General features: G+C 69.2%; 21 protein-coding genes. 20 read left to right on the top strand and 1 reads right to left on the bottom strand.

Features of this window, described 5'->3' with window-relative positions:
* Nucleotides 1-92 precede the first annotated feature (92 nt).
* The 3 genes from AB0E90_RS31645 to AB0E90_RS31655 all read left to right on the top strand — a co-directional run bounded on the left by AB0E90_RS31645 (nucleotide 93) and on the right by AB0E90_RS31655 (nucleotide 3292).
* On the top strand, nucleotides 93-1823 hold the full coding sequence (locus tag AB0E90_RS31645; RefSeq protein WP_360414073.1) for a HEAT repeat domain-containing protein: 1731 nt from the start codon (nucleotides 93-95) through the stop codon (nucleotides 1821-1823).
* On the top strand, nucleotides 1766-2206 hold the full coding sequence (locus tag AB0E90_RS31650; RefSeq protein ID WP_360414076.1) for a hypothetical protein: 441 nt from the start codon (nucleotides 1766-1768) through the stop codon (nucleotides 2204-2206). Before AB0E90_RS31645 ends, AB0E90_RS31650 begins: the two co-directional genes overlap by 58 nt.
* A 513-nt stretch (nucleotides 2207-2719) precedes the next feature.
* The gene (locus AB0E90_RS31655; RefSeq protein ID WP_360414079.1) at nucleotides 2720-3292 is read left to right on the top strand and encodes an NUDIX hydrolase; all 573 of its coding nucleotides are present in this window, start codon (nucleotides 2720-2722) and stop codon (nucleotides 3290-3292) included.
* Here AB0E90_RS31655 and AB0E90_RS31660 read toward each other — a convergent pair.
* Complete coding sequence (locus tag AB0E90_RS31660; protein WP_360414082.1) at nucleotides 3261-4457, bottom strand: XRE family transcriptional regulator; 1197 nt, start codon at nucleotides 4455-4457, stop codon at nucleotides 3261-3263. The two genes, AB0E90_RS31655 and AB0E90_RS31660, sit on opposite strands and share 32 nt — an antisense overlap.
* A gap of 581 nt (nucleotides 4458-5038) precedes the next feature.
* Here AB0E90_RS31660 and AB0E90_RS31665 point away from each other — a divergent pair.
* From AB0E90_RS31665 to AB0E90_RS31745, 17 genes are all read left to right on the top strand, one after another.
* A complete protein-coding gene (locus tag AB0E90_RS31665; RefSeq protein WP_360414085.1) occupies nucleotides 5039-5209 on the top strand; it encodes a hypothetical protein in 171 nt (56 codons plus the stop codon).
* Between the two features lie 26 nt (nucleotides 5210-5235).
* Nucleotides 5236-5493, top strand: coding sequence for a DUF6284 family protein (locus tag AB0E90_RS31670; protein WP_360414088.1), 258 nt, complete (start codon nucleotides 5236-5238; stop codon nucleotides 5491-5493).
* Nucleotides 5493-5639 (top strand): hypothetical protein, encoded by a 147-nt coding sequence (locus AB0E90_RS31675; RefSeq protein WP_360414091.1) that lies wholly within the window; start codon nucleotides 5493-5495, stop codon nucleotides 5637-5639. The genes AB0E90_RS31670 and AB0E90_RS31675 overlap by 1 nt, the downstream gene beginning before the upstream one ends.
* 36 nt (nucleotides 5640-5675) lie before the next feature.
* A complete protein-coding gene (locus AB0E90_RS31680; protein WP_360414094.1) occupies nucleotides 5676-6698 on the top strand; it encodes a hypothetical protein in 1023 nt (340 codons plus the stop codon).
* 93 nt (nucleotides 6699-6791) lie between these two features.
* Nucleotides 6792-6938 (top strand): hypothetical protein, encoded by a 147-nt coding sequence (locus AB0E90_RS31685; protein ID WP_360414097.1) that lies wholly within the window; start codon nucleotides 6792-6794, stop codon nucleotides 6936-6938.
* 12 nt (nucleotides 6939-6950) lie between these two features.
* A complete protein-coding gene (locus AB0E90_RS31690; protein ID WP_360414100.1) occupies nucleotides 6951-7148 on the top strand; it encodes a hypothetical protein in 198 nt (65 codons plus the stop codon).
* 161 nt (nucleotides 7149-7309) lie between these two features.
* Complete coding sequence (locus AB0E90_RS31695) at nucleotides 7310-7519, top strand: hypothetical protein (protein WP_360414103.1); 210 nt, start codon at nucleotides 7310-7312, stop codon at nucleotides 7517-7519.
* A gap of 14 nt (nucleotides 7520-7533) precedes the next feature.
* On the top strand, nucleotides 7534-9273 hold the full coding sequence (locus AB0E90_RS31700) for a TraM recognition domain-containing protein (protein WP_360414106.1): 1740 nt from the start codon (nucleotides 7534-7536) through the stop codon (nucleotides 9271-9273).
* Nucleotides 9274-9294: 21 nt separating this feature from the next.
* Nucleotides 9295-9522, top strand: coding sequence for a hypothetical protein (locus tag AB0E90_RS31705; RefSeq protein WP_360414109.1), 228 nt, complete (start codon nucleotides 9295-9297; stop codon nucleotides 9520-9522).
* A 15-nt stretch (nucleotides 9523-9537) separates the two neighbouring features.
* Nucleotides 9538-10128: a hypothetical protein gene (locus AB0E90_RS31710; RefSeq protein WP_360414111.1), complete on the top strand. Its 591-nt coding sequence runs from the start codon at nucleotides 9538-9540 to the stop codon at nucleotides 10126-10128.
* A gap of 142 nt (nucleotides 10129-10270) precedes the next feature.
* Nucleotides 10271-10588: a hypothetical protein gene (locus AB0E90_RS31715; RefSeq protein ID WP_360414114.1), complete on the top strand. Its 318-nt coding sequence runs from the start codon at nucleotides 10271-10273 to the stop codon at nucleotides 10586-10588.
* The gene (locus AB0E90_RS31720; protein ID WP_360414117.1) at nucleotides 10585-12762 is read left to right on the top strand and encodes a cell division protein FtsK; all 2178 of its coding nucleotides are present in this window, start codon (nucleotides 10585-10587) and stop codon (nucleotides 12760-12762) included. Before AB0E90_RS31715 ends, AB0E90_RS31720 begins: the two co-directional genes overlap by 4 nt.
* A 137-nt stretch (nucleotides 12763-12899) precedes the next feature.
* Complete coding sequence (locus tag AB0E90_RS31725) at nucleotides 12900-13184, top strand: hypothetical protein (protein WP_360414120.1); 285 nt, start codon at nucleotides 12900-12902, stop codon at nucleotides 13182-13184.
* Complete coding sequence (locus AB0E90_RS31730) at nucleotides 13181-13540, top strand: hypothetical protein (protein WP_360414123.1); 360 nt, start codon at nucleotides 13181-13183, stop codon at nucleotides 13538-13540. The genes AB0E90_RS31725 and AB0E90_RS31730 overlap by 4 nt, the downstream gene beginning before the upstream one ends.
* On the top strand, nucleotides 13537-14253 hold the full coding sequence (locus AB0E90_RS31735) for a MazG-like family protein (RefSeq protein ID WP_360414126.1): 717 nt from the start codon (nucleotides 13537-13539) through the stop codon (nucleotides 14251-14253). Before AB0E90_RS31730 ends, AB0E90_RS31735 begins: the two co-directional genes overlap by 4 nt.
* The gene (locus AB0E90_RS31740) at nucleotides 14250-14768 is read left to right on the top strand and encodes a DUF4326 domain-containing protein (protein ID WP_360414129.1); all 519 of its coding nucleotides are present in this window, start codon (nucleotides 14250-14252) and stop codon (nucleotides 14766-14768) included. Before AB0E90_RS31735 ends, AB0E90_RS31740 begins: the two co-directional genes overlap by 4 nt.
* Complete coding sequence (locus tag AB0E90_RS31745) at nucleotides 14768-16018, top strand: DNA cytosine methyltransferase (RefSeq protein WP_360414132.1); 1251 nt, start codon at nucleotides 14768-14770, stop codon at nucleotides 16016-16018. The genes AB0E90_RS31740 and AB0E90_RS31745 overlap by 1 nt, the downstream gene beginning before the upstream one ends.
* The last annotated feature ends 227 nt before the right edge of the window (nucleotides 16019-16245 follow it).

Below are 16245 nucleotides of genomic sequence, written 5' to 3' on the forward strand. Positions count from 1 at the left end.
GTCTTAGAGTGACCACCCTTGATACCGGAGCTTCGCTGCTTTACGTCTCAGCCACGCCTTGACAACCCAACCAGCCGCCTAACTGAGCGGCGTTGGACCTAGTCCTGGTCCTTGACCTGAAGGCGTGGCGGTACGATCGCATTGCGTCTGGCGCGAACGTCGTCACGTTAGATCATCTGCTCGAATGCTCTGTGGTGCCGATAAGTGAGACTGCGCTTGAAGCGATGCAACGTGCAACTTCGGCGACCTCGAAGCTGTTCTGGATAGTTGACGGCGTAAATGAGCTTCCAAGCGACGTAAGTTCGCTGGTCCTAGAGGCGCTGCTTAAACTCATTAGAGGATCAGTTCATAGTTCTCTCGTCGTTTCCGACAGGTCACCGACAAAGTACGCTGGGGCCGGCTGGCGGTTAATTTCGCTGGAACCGCTAGCCGATGCGGAAGTCAACCAGCGCCTACCGGCGGAAGGTGGAAGGGAACCGGACGGGCCGGGCCGCCGCGACCTTCTACGAACTCCGTTTTTTCTGGAAGTTGCGCTATCTGACGGCGATTGGTCATGGACGACCAGCGTCCAGGCAATTCATAGTCTCTTCGCAAAAAGATTGCGCCTCGGAGAAGATGACATCGACGTGTTGTCAGACTTCGCCTTGACCACATACGTTACGGGCAATGGACTGTCTTTTGCGCTTGAGGATTTAGCGTCCGTTGTTAGCTTCGAGGTCGCGCGGAGCCTCATTGAGGCGAGAATCGTTCAGACGGTTCAAGACGGCACTCTGGTCTTCTACCACCAGCTATTGCATGACTACCTGGCTAGTCGTAGCGTTGCCCGCCACGTCGAGACTTGGATACCGCGGTATTTCGACGCCATCAGCTTCGATGCCAATAGTTACGAATCTTTGCTGATGGTTTTGGAACAGTTGAAGACGGAAGACACCTTCTCAAGTTACATCATCGCGCTGTATGACTGGAATTGGTTCGCTACCATCCGCTGTGTCGAGCGGGCGCTTAGAGAAGGTTGGCAGGTTCCGCACCACCTAGCCGTTGTACTTGCTGCCATGCTGGGAGAAAAGCGATTTGACCCCGTCGAAGGATCGCGGGACCGCGCCGAAAGATGGACCGCCAAGCTAGACCAGGTTACTGGTTTCCGCTTCGGACAAGCTGTCACCCTGACTGGCCTAGTCGACGAAGTGGATCGAGTGCGCGGAGATTCTGGTCCTGATTGGTTCCAGGCGTGGTATCAGTTGTTTAACCTCCTTCGCGATTCCTCCAAGCGTCCGTCGGAAGAAGACCTCAACGCAATTTGCAATCCTGACCCATTCATCGGTTGGACCGCCGCACAGATAGCTAGACATTGCGACATCGGTCCTGAGGGGCAACGGCAGATCCGTGCGATATATCGCGGAGCCCGGTTCGGCGAGGATGATAGGTCTCGCTCAACGCGGTGGCGGGCAGTACATGCTCTTGGTAGGCGTCCATCGGAAGCAAACGCCGCTCTGCTTCTCGACGCCATTGACCATGACGACTACACCTGGGTTACCTATGGCGCCGTCCGCTCATTGCTAGAGATGGCCGTGCTGGCGGATGACGAGTCCACGAGCCGATTCTTGTCAGACCTCGACGCTAGACTGCACGTGCTTCCTGCGGAGCCGCTCTCTCAGGTCGCTTGGGCCACGCGATACAAGGGTGCACCCGCAGGTTGGCCGGCGAGGGTCACGCCGCTGCTTGAACACGCGTATAGTCTGCAAGATAACGAGGAGGAACGGGAACGATGGAAGAGCCGAATGGAGGCCTTCAAGACTTGGGCTACTCGGGAGGCCTCGGGATAGCAGATGAAACCGTTCAGGAACTGCTGCGCACCGCATGGGAAGCACGTGCCAATTCGCGCGTGATTGGAAAGACTAAAGTTGGTGCTGCCGTGCTTGTAGAGGGCGGCAAAATTTTCGCTGGCTGCAACGTCGAACACAAATTCCGCTCTCATGACGTTCACGCGGAGGTCAACGCACTTACCTCTATGATTGCAGGCGGGGGTAGCCAGGCTATTGCAATCGCGGTCGTGAGTACGCGTGACCATTTCACGCCGTGCGGTGCTTGTATGGACTGGATCTTCGAGCTGGGTGGCCCAAAGTGTAGGGTATACGTATCGAACAGAGAGGGATTCGTGCTCTTTGATCACCTCGCTGAGGAGCTTATGCCATTCTATCCCTTCTGAATTTGCCCTCAACTAACCCGTGACAGAGGAACCGCTCTGTGGAGCGATTTGCCGGATTTGATCTGGTCCTAAAAGCGGAAGTGGCGCCCGTCCGTGGCGCTGTCGTTCGTCTCTCTCGTGGTTTGCGCCGATCGATCGACGACGACGGCGGCGAGGCGGCGTTCGCAGGTTGCTCCGTGTGATCCTCGCCGATGGCCAGACCCCTGCTGCCCGCAGGTACGCGGCTCACTCGATCAGAGAGAATGACTGGTGACAACGACAGCACGGCCGGACCCAGAGGCTGAGTGGTGGACGACGAAGGACGTGGCGGCGTACCTCGGTATCGAGGCGGCTGCCGTTAGCACCTATCGGAAGCGCGGTCAGATGCCTGCGCCGGATCAGACTATCGGCACCCGGACGCATCTGTGGAAGCCGAGCCGAATCACGAGCTGGCAGGAGTCGCGGACTCGGGCAGGCGTAGGCGGCCGACCACGGGCCATTAAGTCCACTCCTGCCGAGCCCGCAGAGGTCGCAATGCCCGCGCCTGATGACGACAGCCGGTGGATCGTCCACGGCCGCAGGCCACTTTACGAAAGCGAATGGATCAAGCTCTACAAGACGGACGTTGAGCTGCCCGATGGTCAACGATTCGAGCATCACACGGTGTGGATGCCTTCCGCGGCGATGACGGCGACGCTGAACGACGATCTGACACACGTACTTCTGCTGTGGCGGCACCGATTCGTGCCGGACTTGTGGAACTGGGAACTCCCTGGCGGCCTGGTCGATGAGGGCGAAGACCCGGCCCAGACGGCGGCACGGGAGATCGAGGAGGAAACCGGCTACCGCCCTCGCAACGTCGAGCACCTCGTGACGTTCGAGCCGATGATCGGCATGGTTAGCACGCCGCATCACGTGTTCCTCGCCCGCGGGGCAGAGCGGATCGGCGAGCCCACTGAGAAGACCGAGATGCAGCGCATGGAGTGGGTGCCACTCGCTCAGATTCCCGCCCTCATAGCTCAGGGGCAGGTGAGCAACTCCGGCACGCTGGTTGCCCTGCTGCATGTGCTGGCAATCAGCGGTCCGACTGCCCCGCACCGCTCGTGAGAAGGCCCACGATGCGGCGCCGTTGACGTGTTGAGGAGGCTCGCGTGGCTAGCGCCTCAGCCGCGCGGGCCTCGGCTCGCGCTTCTTCGTGTTGGCCGCGTACGGAGTAGGCCAAGGCGAGATCACAACGGAGGCCGGCCGCCGCCCGCGTGAAGGTCGGATCGAGGCGCTTCACGGCGTCGGTAAGTTCCTGTACTGCCTCCACCTTGCCGAGTCGAGCGAGGCAATGCCCGCGCCAGCGGGCAAGGTGAACATCATTGAGGAACAGGTACGGAAGGCCGTCGCCCTCGTCCGGCCCGGGCAGCGCTCGACCGGCTTGGTCAAGAGCGACCTGCGCCGGGCCAGCGGCACCGGATGCGGCTAGCCCCTCGGCCTCGGCGGCCCAGAGCCACGATCGAAGCATTGCCGGCACTTGGCCGTCGGCCTCGGTTCGTGCGTGCTGGATCAACGATACGGCCTGTTGAGGCCGGTCGAGATCGAGCAGCGCATATGCCTGCTGCGCCGTGACGTGCGCGACGATCGATGGACTGCCACTCTCCCGTGCCGCCGACTTCGCGGTTTCGTGCAGCGACCAAGCTTTATGAGCGTCGCCCAGGTCTAGTGCCTGCCAGCCTCCCAGGGCTGCCGCCTCAGCTACCGCGGCGGCGAGCGCTTCGCGGTGCGGCCCGGGTAAGGCGTACCGCCAGAGGTCCGTCATCTGAGCGACGTGCGCCTCGGTCTGCTGCAAAAGGCGCCCTGCTCCTAGCTGGCGGTCGATGGCCCTGTACGAGTCTGTCTGCGCCTCTAGCAGCGTGACCAGCGAGCTATCTAGGGTCTCGGCAGCACTGAGGCGGGCAGCGAGATCCGCGCCATCGGCGACCGGCGCGAGCGCGGCCATGCCGGGTTTGCCAATGGCGAATGGCACGCCGAAGACCTCGGCGAAGAGATCCGCGTACTCCTGAGACAGGCCACGCCGCCCGTGCACCCATTCACGGATCATCCGTTTAAGGCTCGTGTCGTCCGGCAAGAGTCCGCGGTTCATCCGGCGTGCGGCACCTCGCAGCTCCAACATGAGCCGAGCACGGTTCGTCCATCCGCGCTGCTCGCAGAGCCGCGGGAGGTCGGTCGCGTCCACCATCAACAGCCCCCTCATCGTCAGATCACGATGGGTTCCGGTGCCCATCATGGCAGCCTCGGGCCACAGGGGACGAGTCCCCCCGAGTCCCCTGCCGTCCTCTGATCAATGACGCCGTCCGGCGGCAAGCTAGGTGCAACGGCAGGCCCGCCAGCAAACAACCCCCGCAAGGCGGGTGCAGGTGGGTTGCAGAGTACTAACTAAGCTAGTACTGTCGCGCCTAGAACTACACAGAGACGGTGTTGACCCGAACCGTGCAAGACGAACCGGTCAGGCGCTCTACCTCCCGCTGGGAAGCGGGGAACGACCCAGGCGGCGCCAGCAGTAAGCGACAGGTCTAGGCCCCGCTCAGCGGCCCGCAGAACACGGGCTGTCCCGAATCCGTCGGCATCGGCGGTGGGTATGCGATGAGGCGACCGGCGCACGATCCCGCGACGCATTGCGGGGTGGTGGGCGATTGCGTGAGCGCGCGGTGGCGGACAAGTAGACCTAGCTCGACTCGAACGGCCTGTCCGAAGGCCGAGCTTGAACTGTTCCGGGTGGGGCCGGCCGCCGCGAGGTGGGCCGGTCCGCCGGGTGTTCTGCGCACCACATTCTCTATTTCTCCGATCGACTGCAAGGAGATACATGACATGGCCTCCCTCGCTTCGCTCGTACGCATCACCGCACGTCAGAGCGCCTGTTGGCGCGAGTGCCAGGGCTGCACCGACCTGGCGCCGCTGGCGCCGGACGAGACCCACTGCCAGGGCTGCCGTGCCGAGCGCCGCCGGGTGAGCACCCGCCGCGTGCCGCGTGCCGCCTGATCTTCCGGAAGGACACCTGCTGACCCATGGACGACTTCGACTCCCTTGAGCCCTCGGCCGCCGACCTGGCGGCGATCGAGCGCGAGGAACCGCTGATCACCGCCGAGATCGACATGTTGACCGCCGAGATCGGCATCCTCACCGCTGCCGAGCGCGGCGGCCCGTCCCCGTTGGACTGGCGCCGCCTGCGCCGCGCGAACCGGCGCGTCATCCGCGCCGCCCTCGACCTCGCCGCCGCCGACCTGCTCGACGGCCGCCACGACGACCCGCGGGCGGTGGCCTGATGAACCTGCGCAAGCTGGGCGGCCTCGCGCTGATCGCGTTCGCCGTCTTCTACGCCGTGACCAACCCGACCGAGGCCGCGAGGTTCGTGCACGGCATCGCCTCGGGGATCGGCGCGTTCGCCTCGGCTCTGGCCAACGGCCACTGACCCCGTGCCCTCTGACCTGTGGAAGGACATCACGACGTGACCACTACGACCGCCACCCGCAGTGCCTACCCGGCCGCGGTGGAAGAGCTGATCCCGCGTGCCCGGCAGCTCGCCGCCACCCTCGACCGGCCGCTGTCGCGCAACATCATGATGAAGCACTTCCGGATCGGCTCGCCCAAGGCGACCGCCGTCCTGGAGGCCCTGGCCGACGCCGAGACGCCGGACACCGTCGAGCAGGACACGCCGCACGCCGGCCGCGGGGTGCTGGCGCTGGTCCCGCCTCCGGTCTCCGCCCCGCCGGCCGCGGCACCCGACGCCGCGCCCGCGCCGATCCCCGAGGACATCCCGGCCGCCGCGCCGATCCCCGAGGTCAAGCCGATGCCGAGCCCGCAGGCGCCGCCGACCGTCGCCCTGGCGGCCCGCCGGTCGCCGTCGCAGGCCACCCGCTACGGCATGGGCGCCCTGCTCACCCTGGTCGGTGTGCTGCTGGCCGGGGTGATCGTCGCCCCGATCGCACTGTCCAGTCAGGACATCATCTCGTGGGCAGGAAGCCCGACCGGCCTCGGTCTGACCGGGCCGTGGGCGCTGGTCACCTTCCTGGCCCTGGACGCCGCCGCCGCGGTGTGCGTCGGCCTGGTCGTCTACTGCGCGTGGCGCGGCGAGTCCGCCGGCGCGTTCGCCTGGCTGGTCTGGGCGTTCGCCGGCATGTCGGCCTACGCCAACTACTCGCACAGCACCGGCAGCGCGGCCCGCGACGCGGTGTGGTTCTTCCCCGCAATGAGCGTCGCCGGCCCGTTCCTGCTGGAAATCATCGTCCGCCGGGTCCGCCGCTGGGTGCAGGAAGGCACCGGCCAGCGCGCCAAGCACAGCGTCTCTTTCGGGTTCGCCCGCTGGATGCCCGGCGTCGGCGCCCTACGCGAAACCTACGGCGCGTGGCGCCTGGCCCGCCTCGACCACCTCACCGACGCCCGCGAGGCCGTCACCGCCTACCGCAAGCTCTGCCCGACCGGCTCGATCCGCGTCCTGCGCGCCCTTCGCGACCGCGACGCCACCAAGTAGATCCGCCCGACGACACGGCCCACAACCGCCAAGTCACGTGCCGTGCCGTCGGTCATCCCATCCAGTCAGCAGACCCTCTGGGAGGTCACCAGTATGTCCGACCGCCACCTGAACGCGCAGCACGACGAGGTCCGCAACCGCAACCGTGAGCAGCGGCTCGCCACGATGGCGGAGGCGCAACGGCTCGCCGACCAGCGTCGTGCCCGCCGCGCGGAGCGCTCCGACGCCGACGAGATGTGACGGCACCCCGTCATGCGACGCCGACACGACGACCAGCACTCGGAGACCGCGGCAATGCTCGCCGCGGTCGCCTCCGAATCGCTGCCCTACACCGACCCGCGGGCCGGCTACCCAACCGCCGTGGCCTACCGAGCCACCCGCACCCACCAGCCCGCACCCACAGCCGCAGCGCGGCGTGCCGACGGCGACCGCGCCGCTGACGAGATGTGACCGGCCGCCGCAGTTGCCGGCCGACCTGCTGACCCGCCACGCCGCTACGCGTCGCGTGTCACCGGCGCCGCGCGACGCATCCCAACCCCTTTTGGCGTGACGCGTCGCCTGCGGCCCGGGCCGACGCGTCACCCCCAACCCAAGACAGGACGGAGCAATCCATGGCTTCCCGACGCTTCGACGGCGCCCCGGAAACCGCCACCGACAAGCGGTTCTTCGACCTCCGAGAGTCCGGCTACACCGGCCCGTTCGACTGGAACACCGGCCAGCCGTGCACCGACCCCGAAACCCTGGCCATCTTCGACGCCCTCGACCGGGCCACGCAGCGAGCGGTGGCGGCCGAGGCCGACGGCACCGCCGACGAGTTCTGAGACGGAGCCGACCCATGACCCTCACCGCCAAGACCCTCACCCGTGCTGTCGGCGCCGGGCTGCTGCTGACCGCGGCCGGGTGGCTGCTGGCCGGGCATTCCGGGCACCGGCTGCACGGCGCCGCGCTGATCCTCGCCGGCCTCGCCACCGCCGGGATACCGGTGTGGCTGCGGCTGCGCCAGTCCGGCTCCACCGCGCTGATCGGCCGCTGGGACCGCCACGCCCGCCGCCACGCCGGCACCGCCTCCCGCTTCGACATCTGGCGCACCTCATCGCCGTGGGCGATGCGCCGCAAGGCCGCCGTGATCCGCCCATCGCTGGCATCGCTGCCGTGGTGGCGCCGCGCCCGGGTGCCGCTGCGCACCTTCGCCGTACCCCTCGCACGGGCCGGACGGCAGACCGTGTGGACCTCCGGCGAGGAATCCACGCTGCGGATCGGCATCCCCGGCACCGGCAAGACCGCCGAACTGGCCAACCGGGTCATCGACGCCCCGGGCGGTGTGGTCGTCACCTCCACGGCCACCGACCTGTACGACCTGACCGCCCCGCTGCGGCACCGGCGGGGACCGGTGCAGGTGTTCAACCCCGGCGGCCTCGGCGGACTCACCTCGTCGCTGCGTTGGTCGCCCCTGGCCGGCTGCACCGACCCGGCGACCGCCGCCCGACGGGCCGCCGACCTGATCGGCCCCATCGACGCCCAAGGCGCCGAGGGCACCCGCTGGGCAGCGCAAGCCCGCCGCGTCCTCGCCGTGTGGCTGCACGCCGCCGCCCTCGGCGACTACCGCATGACCGACGTGCAGGCATGGTGCGCCGACCCGGACACCGCCCGCGAGACCATCCTGACCGCGCTCAAGAAGAGCCCGCAGGCCGCCACCATGATGCAGGCCGCCGCGCAGTCGATCGACATGAGCGCCCGCACCCGCGACGGCGTCATGCTCGCCATGGCCCCGGCGCTGGCGTGGATCACCCTGCCGTCGGCCGCCCGGGTGGGCGACCCCGACCCGGGCGCCGCGGTGTTCACGGTGGCCGACCTGACCGACCAGCGCGGCGCGCTCTACCTGCTCGGCGACGACGACGGCACCGTCGGCCCGCTGGTGGCCGCCCTGGTCGCCGAAATCGCCCATCAGGCACGCCGGACCGCGGCGGCCCGGCCGGGTGGCCGCCTCGACCCGGGCCTGACGTTCGCCCTCGATGAGGTCGCGCTGGTCTGCCCGACCCCGCTCGACAAGTGGATGGCCGAGCTACGCAAACGCTCGATCACCATCCACGCCGCCTGCCAGGGCCTCGGCCAGCTCCGCGAGCGGTGGGGCAAAGACGGCGCGTCGATGATCCTCAACTCCGCCGCCGCGGTGCTCGTGTACGGCGGCTGCAAGGACGCGACCGATCTGCGCGCGTTCGCCGACCTGGCCGGCGAGCGGGAGGAGACCACCCACACCCGCGACGGCGACGGCCGGATCACCTCGACGGCCACCCGGCGGGTTCCGGTCATCGCCCCGGCGATGCTGGCCGGCCTGCCCAACTTCCACGCCCTGCTGATCCGCCGCGGGATGCGCGTCGCCCTGGTCCGCACGCCGATCGTGTGGAAACGCCGCGACCTGCGCCGCGCCGCCAAGCCGTCGCGCCGAGCTGCACGCGACACCTCGGCGCGCAACGACGCGTCGCGTACGCCGGCGAACGCGACGGATCGGCCCGCGAAGCCCTCACCCAAGCCCCGGCCTGACAGCGCCGCCCGGCCGGTCCGTACCGCTGCCTGACCTGCGAGGAGGACCCCTGCAATGAGCAGCCACCCGAACCCGTACGCCCACCTGGATGACCGCCAGACCGCTCTCGCCGACCAGTTCGAGCAGGAGGCCGGCGCCGACGGTTCCGACCTGCGCGACCTGCTCAACGCCTCCGACCTGAGCGGCACTGACAAGGCCGCGCTCGCGCAGGCGTGGGGCGGACAGGAAGCCGCGGCCGAGTACCGCAACCAGGCCGCCGACAACGACTCCGACGAGTTCTGAGGAGAAACCATCACGATGACCACCGAACCCGCACGCGACGGCTTCGACCCGAACCAGCACTCCGACACCTACGAGGCGTTGGCCCGCCGCTGTGAGCAGGGCGCCGAGGACCTGGAACACGAGGCGGACAACGCGGCCGAGATCCTGCCGACCCGGGCTGGCGGCGACCGGATCGACCCGCAGAACTGGGCCGAGCAGAAACGCGCTGCTGCCCATGCCGCCCGCGAGTACGCCGCGAGCCTGCGGGCGGAGGCCGGCGACCGTGGGCCGCTCGCCCGGATGGACCGCAACCGGCTGGCGCAGGCCGAGCAGGTGGCGTCCGCCGCGAATCTCGGCGGCATCCTCATCGACGGCCGCGGCCCGGCCGAACGCCAGGCACAGTCCGACTCGGTGTTCGACGAAGGCCACCGGCAGGCGTGGGAGGCCGGCGAGCACCCGAGCCAGCGCAAGGCCGCCGAGGTCGAGGCCACCGGCCAGTTCACGCACGTCGCCGAGACGATCGACGGCGTCGAGCAGGTGCCGTTCTGGCGGCTCGGCGGGTCCACCGATGAGGCCACCGCTCAGCGGCAGGCCGAGCGCGCGGACAGCGACGACAACGAATTCTAGATCCGCCCGGGGCGCGGCCTTCCGGCTACCAACCACCGGCCGCGCCCCGGTCCTCCGCAATTTCCGAGCCCTCACGAACCCGTGGAGGAACCACCATCATGCCCACCCCGCTCATCTACGGCCGGGCCGGGAGGTGGCGCCGGTGACCGCCTGCCTGCACACCCCCGGCCTGATCCTCGGCCTACTCGCCGATCTCGGCGACACCCCCGCGGCGGTCGCCGCCGCCCTGCACAACGCCGGTATCACCGGCCGGCCGGACTCGGCGGACCGATGCCCGATCGCCTACTACCTGTTCGCCCACACCGGCGCCGTCGACCTGGCGGTCAGCCGCGAAGAGATCTGGGTGCAGTGGCCCGACAGCAACACCTTCGCCACCACCCCGGCGCCGATCGCGCAGTTCATCGCCCGGTTCGACGCCCGGCAGTACCCGAACCTGACCCGCCCGGAGGTGCGCCGGTGACACACGACAACCTCGGCCCCGGCGACGTGCCGGACGACTTCAACTGGACGGCCGCGGAAGCCGACCTCGGCGACCTGCCCGCGGCCGACGTGCTCGACCTCAACCAGGCCCGCACTCGACGCCGGGGTGAGCCGAACCCGGCCGACACGCACTATGAGGTGACCCTCGACGACGAGGCGACCCCCGGCGGTATTCCGGTCGAGACGCCGGAGACCGACAAGGCTGGCCGGCGACCGGTCATCCCGTCCGCCTGGTCCGGGTGGCCGAACGTCAAGGCGAGCCTGCGTGACACCGGAATGCTCACCTGGTACCGGGTCCGGTTCCACGGTGTGCGGTCCCCGTGGTACGCCGCGCAGGCGCTGTTCTGGGCGACCTGGGGCCTGATCCGCGTGCTCGGTGCGCACATCCGGTGGTGGTGGGTGTCCGAGCAGTACACGCTGCGGCAAGCCGCCGCCGACCGGCAGGACGATCAGGCGTGGTACAAGCTGCACCGTGAGGTCAAGGCGACCCGGGCCTGGCGCGGGTTCGTCATCCTCTGCGAGGTGCTGCTGGCCGGGTTCGCCGGACCCGTCCTGTGGACCCTCGCCCCGGGCTGGGTGCTGGTGCTCGGCTTCGCCGGCGCGGTGGCGCTGCTGGCCCGCTACGGGCGGCCGGTGGACCGGCCGATCGTGTCCGCCGCGGTGGTCGCCTCCCGGCTCCGGCGGGTCAACCCGGACATCATCCTGCGCGCCTACTACGCCGCTGGCCTCGGGCACCCGGACAAGCCCAACCAGCAGGTCATGTTCGGCTCGCCGATGTCGCGCGACAACTCGGGCTCCGGCTCACAGGTCACCATCGACCTGCCGTATGGCAAGACGTTCGACGACGTCATCAAGGCCAAAGGCGCCATCGCGTCCGGCCTCGACGTATCGATCAACCAGGTGTTCATCACCCGCGACCCCAGCAGCCACCGGCGGCACGTGCTGTTCGTCGCCGACCGTGACCCGCTCGCCATCCCGGCGGGCAAGACGCCGCTGCTCGACTGCAAGGTCCGCGACATCTGGACCGAGGCGCCGCTCGGGCTCGACGAGCGGGGCCGCAAGGTGAGCCTGCTGTTGATGTGGATCAGCATCCTGATCGGGGCGATGCCGCGTAAGGGAAAGACGTTCACCACGCGAGCGCTGGCCCTGTTCGCTGCGCTCGACCCGTACGTGATGCTGCTGGTCGCCGACGGGAAGATGAGCGCGGACTGGGAGAAGTTCCGGCTGGTCGCCTACCGGTACGTGTGCGGGGTCGTCCCGAACTCCCGCGACAACGACCCGCTCACGCACTTCCTGGAGATGCTGCGCGAGATCAAGAAGCACATCGAGCAGGTCAACGACTTCCTCGCCGGCCTGCCCACCTCCGAATGCCCGGAAGGGAAGATCACCCGGGCGTTGTCGCGCAAGTACCCGCTGCTGCGGGTGTGGCTACTGGTCATGGAGGAGTTCCAGAACTACTTCGAGACCGACGACCAGGACGTCAACAAGGAGATCGCCTCCCTGCTGTCGTTCATCAAAGCGGTCGGCCCCTCGGCCGGGGTGATCATCCTGTCGTCGTCGCAGAAGCCGTCCGGCGTCGGCGCCGGCGACGTGTCCCGGCTGTTCAACCGCTACCGCGACAACCACGACGTCCGGTTCGCCCTCAAGTGCGGCAACGACGTCGTCTCCCGGGCCATCCTCGGCGGCGACGCCTACGCCGAGGGCTACGACGCGTCCGCGCTGCCCACCGGCCGGCAGTACCTCGGTGTCGGCATCCTGTACGGACACAGCGATGACACCGCCGTGGTGCGCACCTACCTGGCCGACCACACCGACGCCGAAAAGATCCTCGTCGCCGCGCGCAAGCACCGCGAGGCCGCCGGCACCCTGGCCGGATACGCGGCCGGGGAAAAGGTCGCCCGCGAGCTGCGCGACAGCCTCGCGGACGTCCGCAGCGTGTTCCTGCCCGGCGAACCCGGCCTGCACTGGGCCGTGATCGCCGCCCGGCTGGCCGAGCAACTGCCCGAGCACTACGCCGACGCGACCGCCGAGGCTGTCTCGGCACTGCTCCGCGAGCATGTACCGAGCGTAGTCGTCAAGGTCAAAGGTGAGGGCGCGCGAGGCTGCCGCCTGGCCGATATCGACGACGCGATCGGACGCCGTAAGTCCGCCTGACCGGTTACGCCGTCGCCGTTACTGGTAACGCCTGCGTTACCCCTCCCCGTTACCGGCCTGGTCAGCGCATATGCCGGCCGGTAACGGGTAACGGCGGCATCCCTGCCACCTGCGAAAACCCTCCTGGAGGCACTTTCATGCCTACCGCCGCCGTTACCGTCACCGCGGCCGGTGATCACTCCAACTCGCTGATCGGGCTGCTTTTCATCACCCTGACCCTGCTTACGCTCGGTTACGGGGTCGGGTGTTGGCTGTGGCCGTTCGCCGCCTGCACCCGCTGCAAGGGTTCCGGCAAACGCCGCTCGCCGTTCGGCCGCGCGTTCGGCGACTGCCGCCGCTGCGACGGCACCGGCAAGAGCCTGCGCATCGGCCGCCGGATCATCAACAGTCTGCGCGAGCTGCACGACAAGGGCACCCGGTGAAGCGGCGCCCGCCGCGCGTCATGGCGCACACCATCCAGCCCGAGACGCCGCACACCGACTGGTGTGCCCGAGACCACCGGTGCGGCCTCAACGTCCACACCTCCCCGGACATGTACACCGATGGGCCGCTCGGCGCCCGCGGCGTGCTCAACCGCGTGCACACCGAGACCAGCGACTACGCCGAGATTCGCATCCGCATCCCGATCAGCGCCCGCGAACCGATCGCCCGCAAGCAACTGGGCGTCGCCCTGCACCTGATCCGCGAACTGCTCTACGCCGTGTCGGCCGTCCGTCCGGCCGCCCTCGACCACGCCCGCACCGATCGCCCTGCCCTCGACCGGAGGCCCGCAGCATGACCACCATCACCGACGCCGCCCACCGCATCGCCGCCCAGCTCGACCAGCGCGGCAACCCCGATTTGATCGGCCTGCCCGAGACCCTGTGCCGCGCCCTGAAGGTGCAGGAGGAGGCCGGCGAGATGGCCCAGGCCGTCATCGGCGTTCTCGGCCAGAACCCGCGCAAGGGCATCACGCACACGTGGGACGACGTCGTGGCCGAGGCGATCGACACCGCCCTGTCCGCGCTCGTGCTCGCCGAGACCGTGAGGCCCGGCATGCTCGGCCTGATCCTGGCCGGGCGCCTCGACCACCTCGCCCGGCGCGCCGCAGCCTCCGGCGCCCCGGACACCTATCCCGCCGTCGATCCCGACCCGGCGGATGACGACGCGCCCGGGCAGCGGCAGGCCGCCACGCTGCGGTGGCTGCTCGACGCGCACACCGAACACGGGCTGCCGCTGCCCGAGGACTTCATCGGCTACGCCAGCGGCAGCACGCTGCGGCTGCGGCTCAGCGATGACCAGGCCGACGGAGTGCGCCGGTGGGCGGCCTACCTCGGCCTGAGCATCGAGCAACGCGACGTGGAGCACAACGGCAACCGGTGGGTGCACGTCGGCGCCGAGTCGTCGTACAACAGCGACGTGACCGGGCTCGGCTGGCGGCACGTCGAGGTCGTGACGAGCTGCGACCGCAAGCCGGTCGCCGAGGCGGCACCGCTGGCGGTGGTCGCGTGAACATCCGCCTGATGGGCGACGGCGACCAGGTCGCCGCTGCCGTCGCCATCCTGGAAACCCTGTCCGGCCTGCACGTCACCAACGTCTCCCGGCCGTACACGGCCCGGGGCGGCGACGGCCGGATGCGCATTTACCTCGACGCCGAGATCACCCTCGGACCGACATCGCCGGTGAGGCCGACGCGGATTCAGCGTCGCCGCACCGCCGGATGGCGGATGCCAGCGGGCGCTGTCTACGTCGGACGGCCGACCCGGTTCGGCAACCCGTTCCCGGCCGGCTACTTCGGCCGGGAACAGGCCGTGCGGCTCTACCGCGAGTGGCTGGCCGGCGTCGACCACCTCGGTGCCGCCGACGCCAGCCAGCGCCGCCGGGCGATCCTCGACAGCCTGTACGACCTGGCTGGCCGGGACCTGGCGTGCTGGTGCCCGCCCGGCGAGGCGTGCCACGCCGATGTGCTGCTCGACCTCGCCAACCCCGACGACCGCGACGGCAGGCCGCTGGCCGAGGCGGCGTGATGACCGCCCTGCGGGCGGGGTCGCTCTGCTCCGGCTACGGCGGCCTCGAACTGGGCGCCGGCCTCACCCTCGGCCCGATCGAGCACATGTGGCACGGCGAGTACGACCCGGCCCCGGCCGCCGTGCTCGCCAACCGCTGGCCCGGCGTGCCGAACCTCGGCGACATCGCCGCCGTCACCGCCGCCGGCGGGTGGGCCGGGCTCGACCCGATCGACCTGCTGTTGGCCGGCTATCCGTGTCAGCCGTTCAGCTACGCCGGACCCCGCGGAGGCTTCGATGACCCACGCAACCGCTGGCCCGACGTCTGGGCAGCCATTCGCGCACTTCGACCCCGACTCGTCATCCTGGAAAACGTCCGCGGGCATCTGGGCCTCGGCTTCGACGTCGTCACCGCTTCGCTGGCCGCCATCGGGTACGTGGGACGCTGGCGCTGCGTACGCGCTTCCGACGCCGGAGCGGCCCACCAGCGCGAACGGCTCTTCGTCCTCGCGTGGCCGGCCGAGGAAGCCGCTCCGCGGCTGCGAACAACCGACCCTGCTGGACTTCCTGACCCCCTGACGGCCGCCGCGACGGGGCAGGCCCTGCTGCCGACCCCGCGCACCTCGGACGCCAACGGCGCCGGGGAGCACGGCGCCGGCGGGATGGACCTGCGGACCGCCGTGACGCTGCTGCCGACGCCCAGGGCGACCGATTCCGGCACCGAGGGCCGCCGGGCCGGCGACGGATTCCGGCCGCCGCTGTCGCAGGTCGTGTTCGCCACCCTCGGCGGCCTGCTGCCGACCCCGCGAGCACGCGATGGTAAGGGCCGCGACCCGAACCCGCGCGGGGTGGACCTCAACGAGGCGGTCGCGCTGCTGCCCACCCCGAAGGCGTCCGACGCGGTCAAGGGCGGCCCCAACCAGCGCGGCAGCAAGGGCGATCCCGCCCTGCCCGCCGCCGTCCAGCCCGAGCGGTGGGGCGCGTACGCGCCCGCCATCAGCCGGTGGGAGCAGGTGACCGGCCGGGCCGCGCCGGACCCGACGATCACGACCGGTGACCGTCGGCAGCTCTCGCCGCTTTTCGTCGAGTGGCTGATGGGCCTGCCCGCCGGGTGGATCACTGACGTGCTGACCGGCCGGGCCGAGGCGCTGCGGGTGCTCGGCAACGGCGTGGTCCCGCAGGCCGCCGCCCTAGCGCTGCGCCTGCTGCTGGCCGAGCCGGTCGGCCCGGCGCACGTGCAACCCGACCTCGCCGCGCCGCTGGCCGCCTGATGGACCGGCCCCGCCGCGCCGCTGTGCGCGGCCGGGTGCGGGCATCACGTCACGTGGCCGTGGCCATCACCGGCGAGGCGATCGAGCCTTCTGCCTGATCGGCTGTGGCGCGGACACCACCGGGTGACTATTGCCGGTTTCCGGTGGGGTGGATACGGCCAGACGGGATGCGACAGGAAAGATGGGTCCGCAGACTGTCAAACAGTACATATGTTCGACATGATGAG

It is taken from the genome of Actinoplanes sp. NPDC026619 (assembly GCF_040638295.1).
GTDB lineage: Bacteria > Actinomycetota > Actinomycetes > Mycobacteriales > Micromonosporaceae > Actinoplanes.

Coding starts and splice junctions, on each gene's coding strand:
- AB0E90_RS31650 (WP_360414076.1), top strand. CDS start 1,766: ATGGAAGAGCCGAATGGAGGCCTTCAAGACTTGGGCTACTCGGGAGGC.
- AB0E90_RS31655 (WP_360414079.1), top strand. CDS start 2,720: ATGCCCGCGCCTGATGACGACAGCCGGTGGATCGTCCACGGCCGCAGG.
- AB0E90_RS31660 (WP_360414082.1), bottom strand. CDS start 4,457: ATGATGGGCACCGGAACCCATCGTGATCTGACGATGAGGGGGCTGTTG.
- AB0E90_RS31665 (WP_360414085.1), top strand. CDS start 5,039: ATGGCCTCCCTCGCTTCGCTCGTACGCATCACCGCACGTCAGAGCGCC.
- AB0E90_RS31670 (WP_360414088.1), top strand. CDS start 5,236: ATGGACGACTTCGACTCCCTTGAGCCCTCGGCCGCCGACCTGGCGGCG.
- AB0E90_RS31675 (WP_360414091.1), top strand. CDS start 5,493: ATGAACCTGCGCAAGCTGGGCGGCCTCGCGCTGATCGCGTTCGCCGTC.
- AB0E90_RS31685 (WP_360414097.1), top strand. CDS start 6,792: ATGTCCGACCGCCACCTGAACGCGCAGCACGACGAGGTCCGCAACCGC.
- AB0E90_RS31690 (WP_360414100.1), top strand. CDS start 6,951: ATGCGACGCCGACACGACGACCAGCACTCGGAGACCGCGGCAATGCTC.
- AB0E90_RS31695 (WP_360414103.1), top strand. CDS start 7,310: ATGGCTTCCCGACGCTTCGACGGCGCCCCGGAAACCGCCACCGACAAG.
- AB0E90_RS31700 (WP_360414106.1), top strand. CDS start 7,534: ATGACCCTCACCGCCAAGACCCTCACCCGTGCTGTCGGCGCCGGGCTG.
- AB0E90_RS31705 (WP_360414109.1), top strand. CDS start 9,295: ATGAGCAGCCACCCGAACCCGTACGCCCACCTGGATGACCGCCAGACC.
- AB0E90_RS31710 (WP_360414111.1), top strand. CDS start 9,538: ATGACCACCGAACCCGCACGCGACGGCTTCGACCCGAACCAGCACTCC.
- AB0E90_RS31725 (WP_360414120.1), top strand. CDS start 12,900: ATGCCTACCGCCGCCGTTACCGTCACCGCGGCCGGTGATCACTCCAAC.
- AB0E90_RS31735 (WP_360414126.1), top strand. CDS start 13,537: ATGACCACCATCACCGACGCCGCCCACCGCATCGCCGCCCAGCTCGAC.
- AB0E90_RS31745 (WP_360414132.1), top strand. CDS start 14,768: ATGACCGCCCTGCGGGCGGGGTCGCTCTGCTCCGGCTACGGCGGCCTC.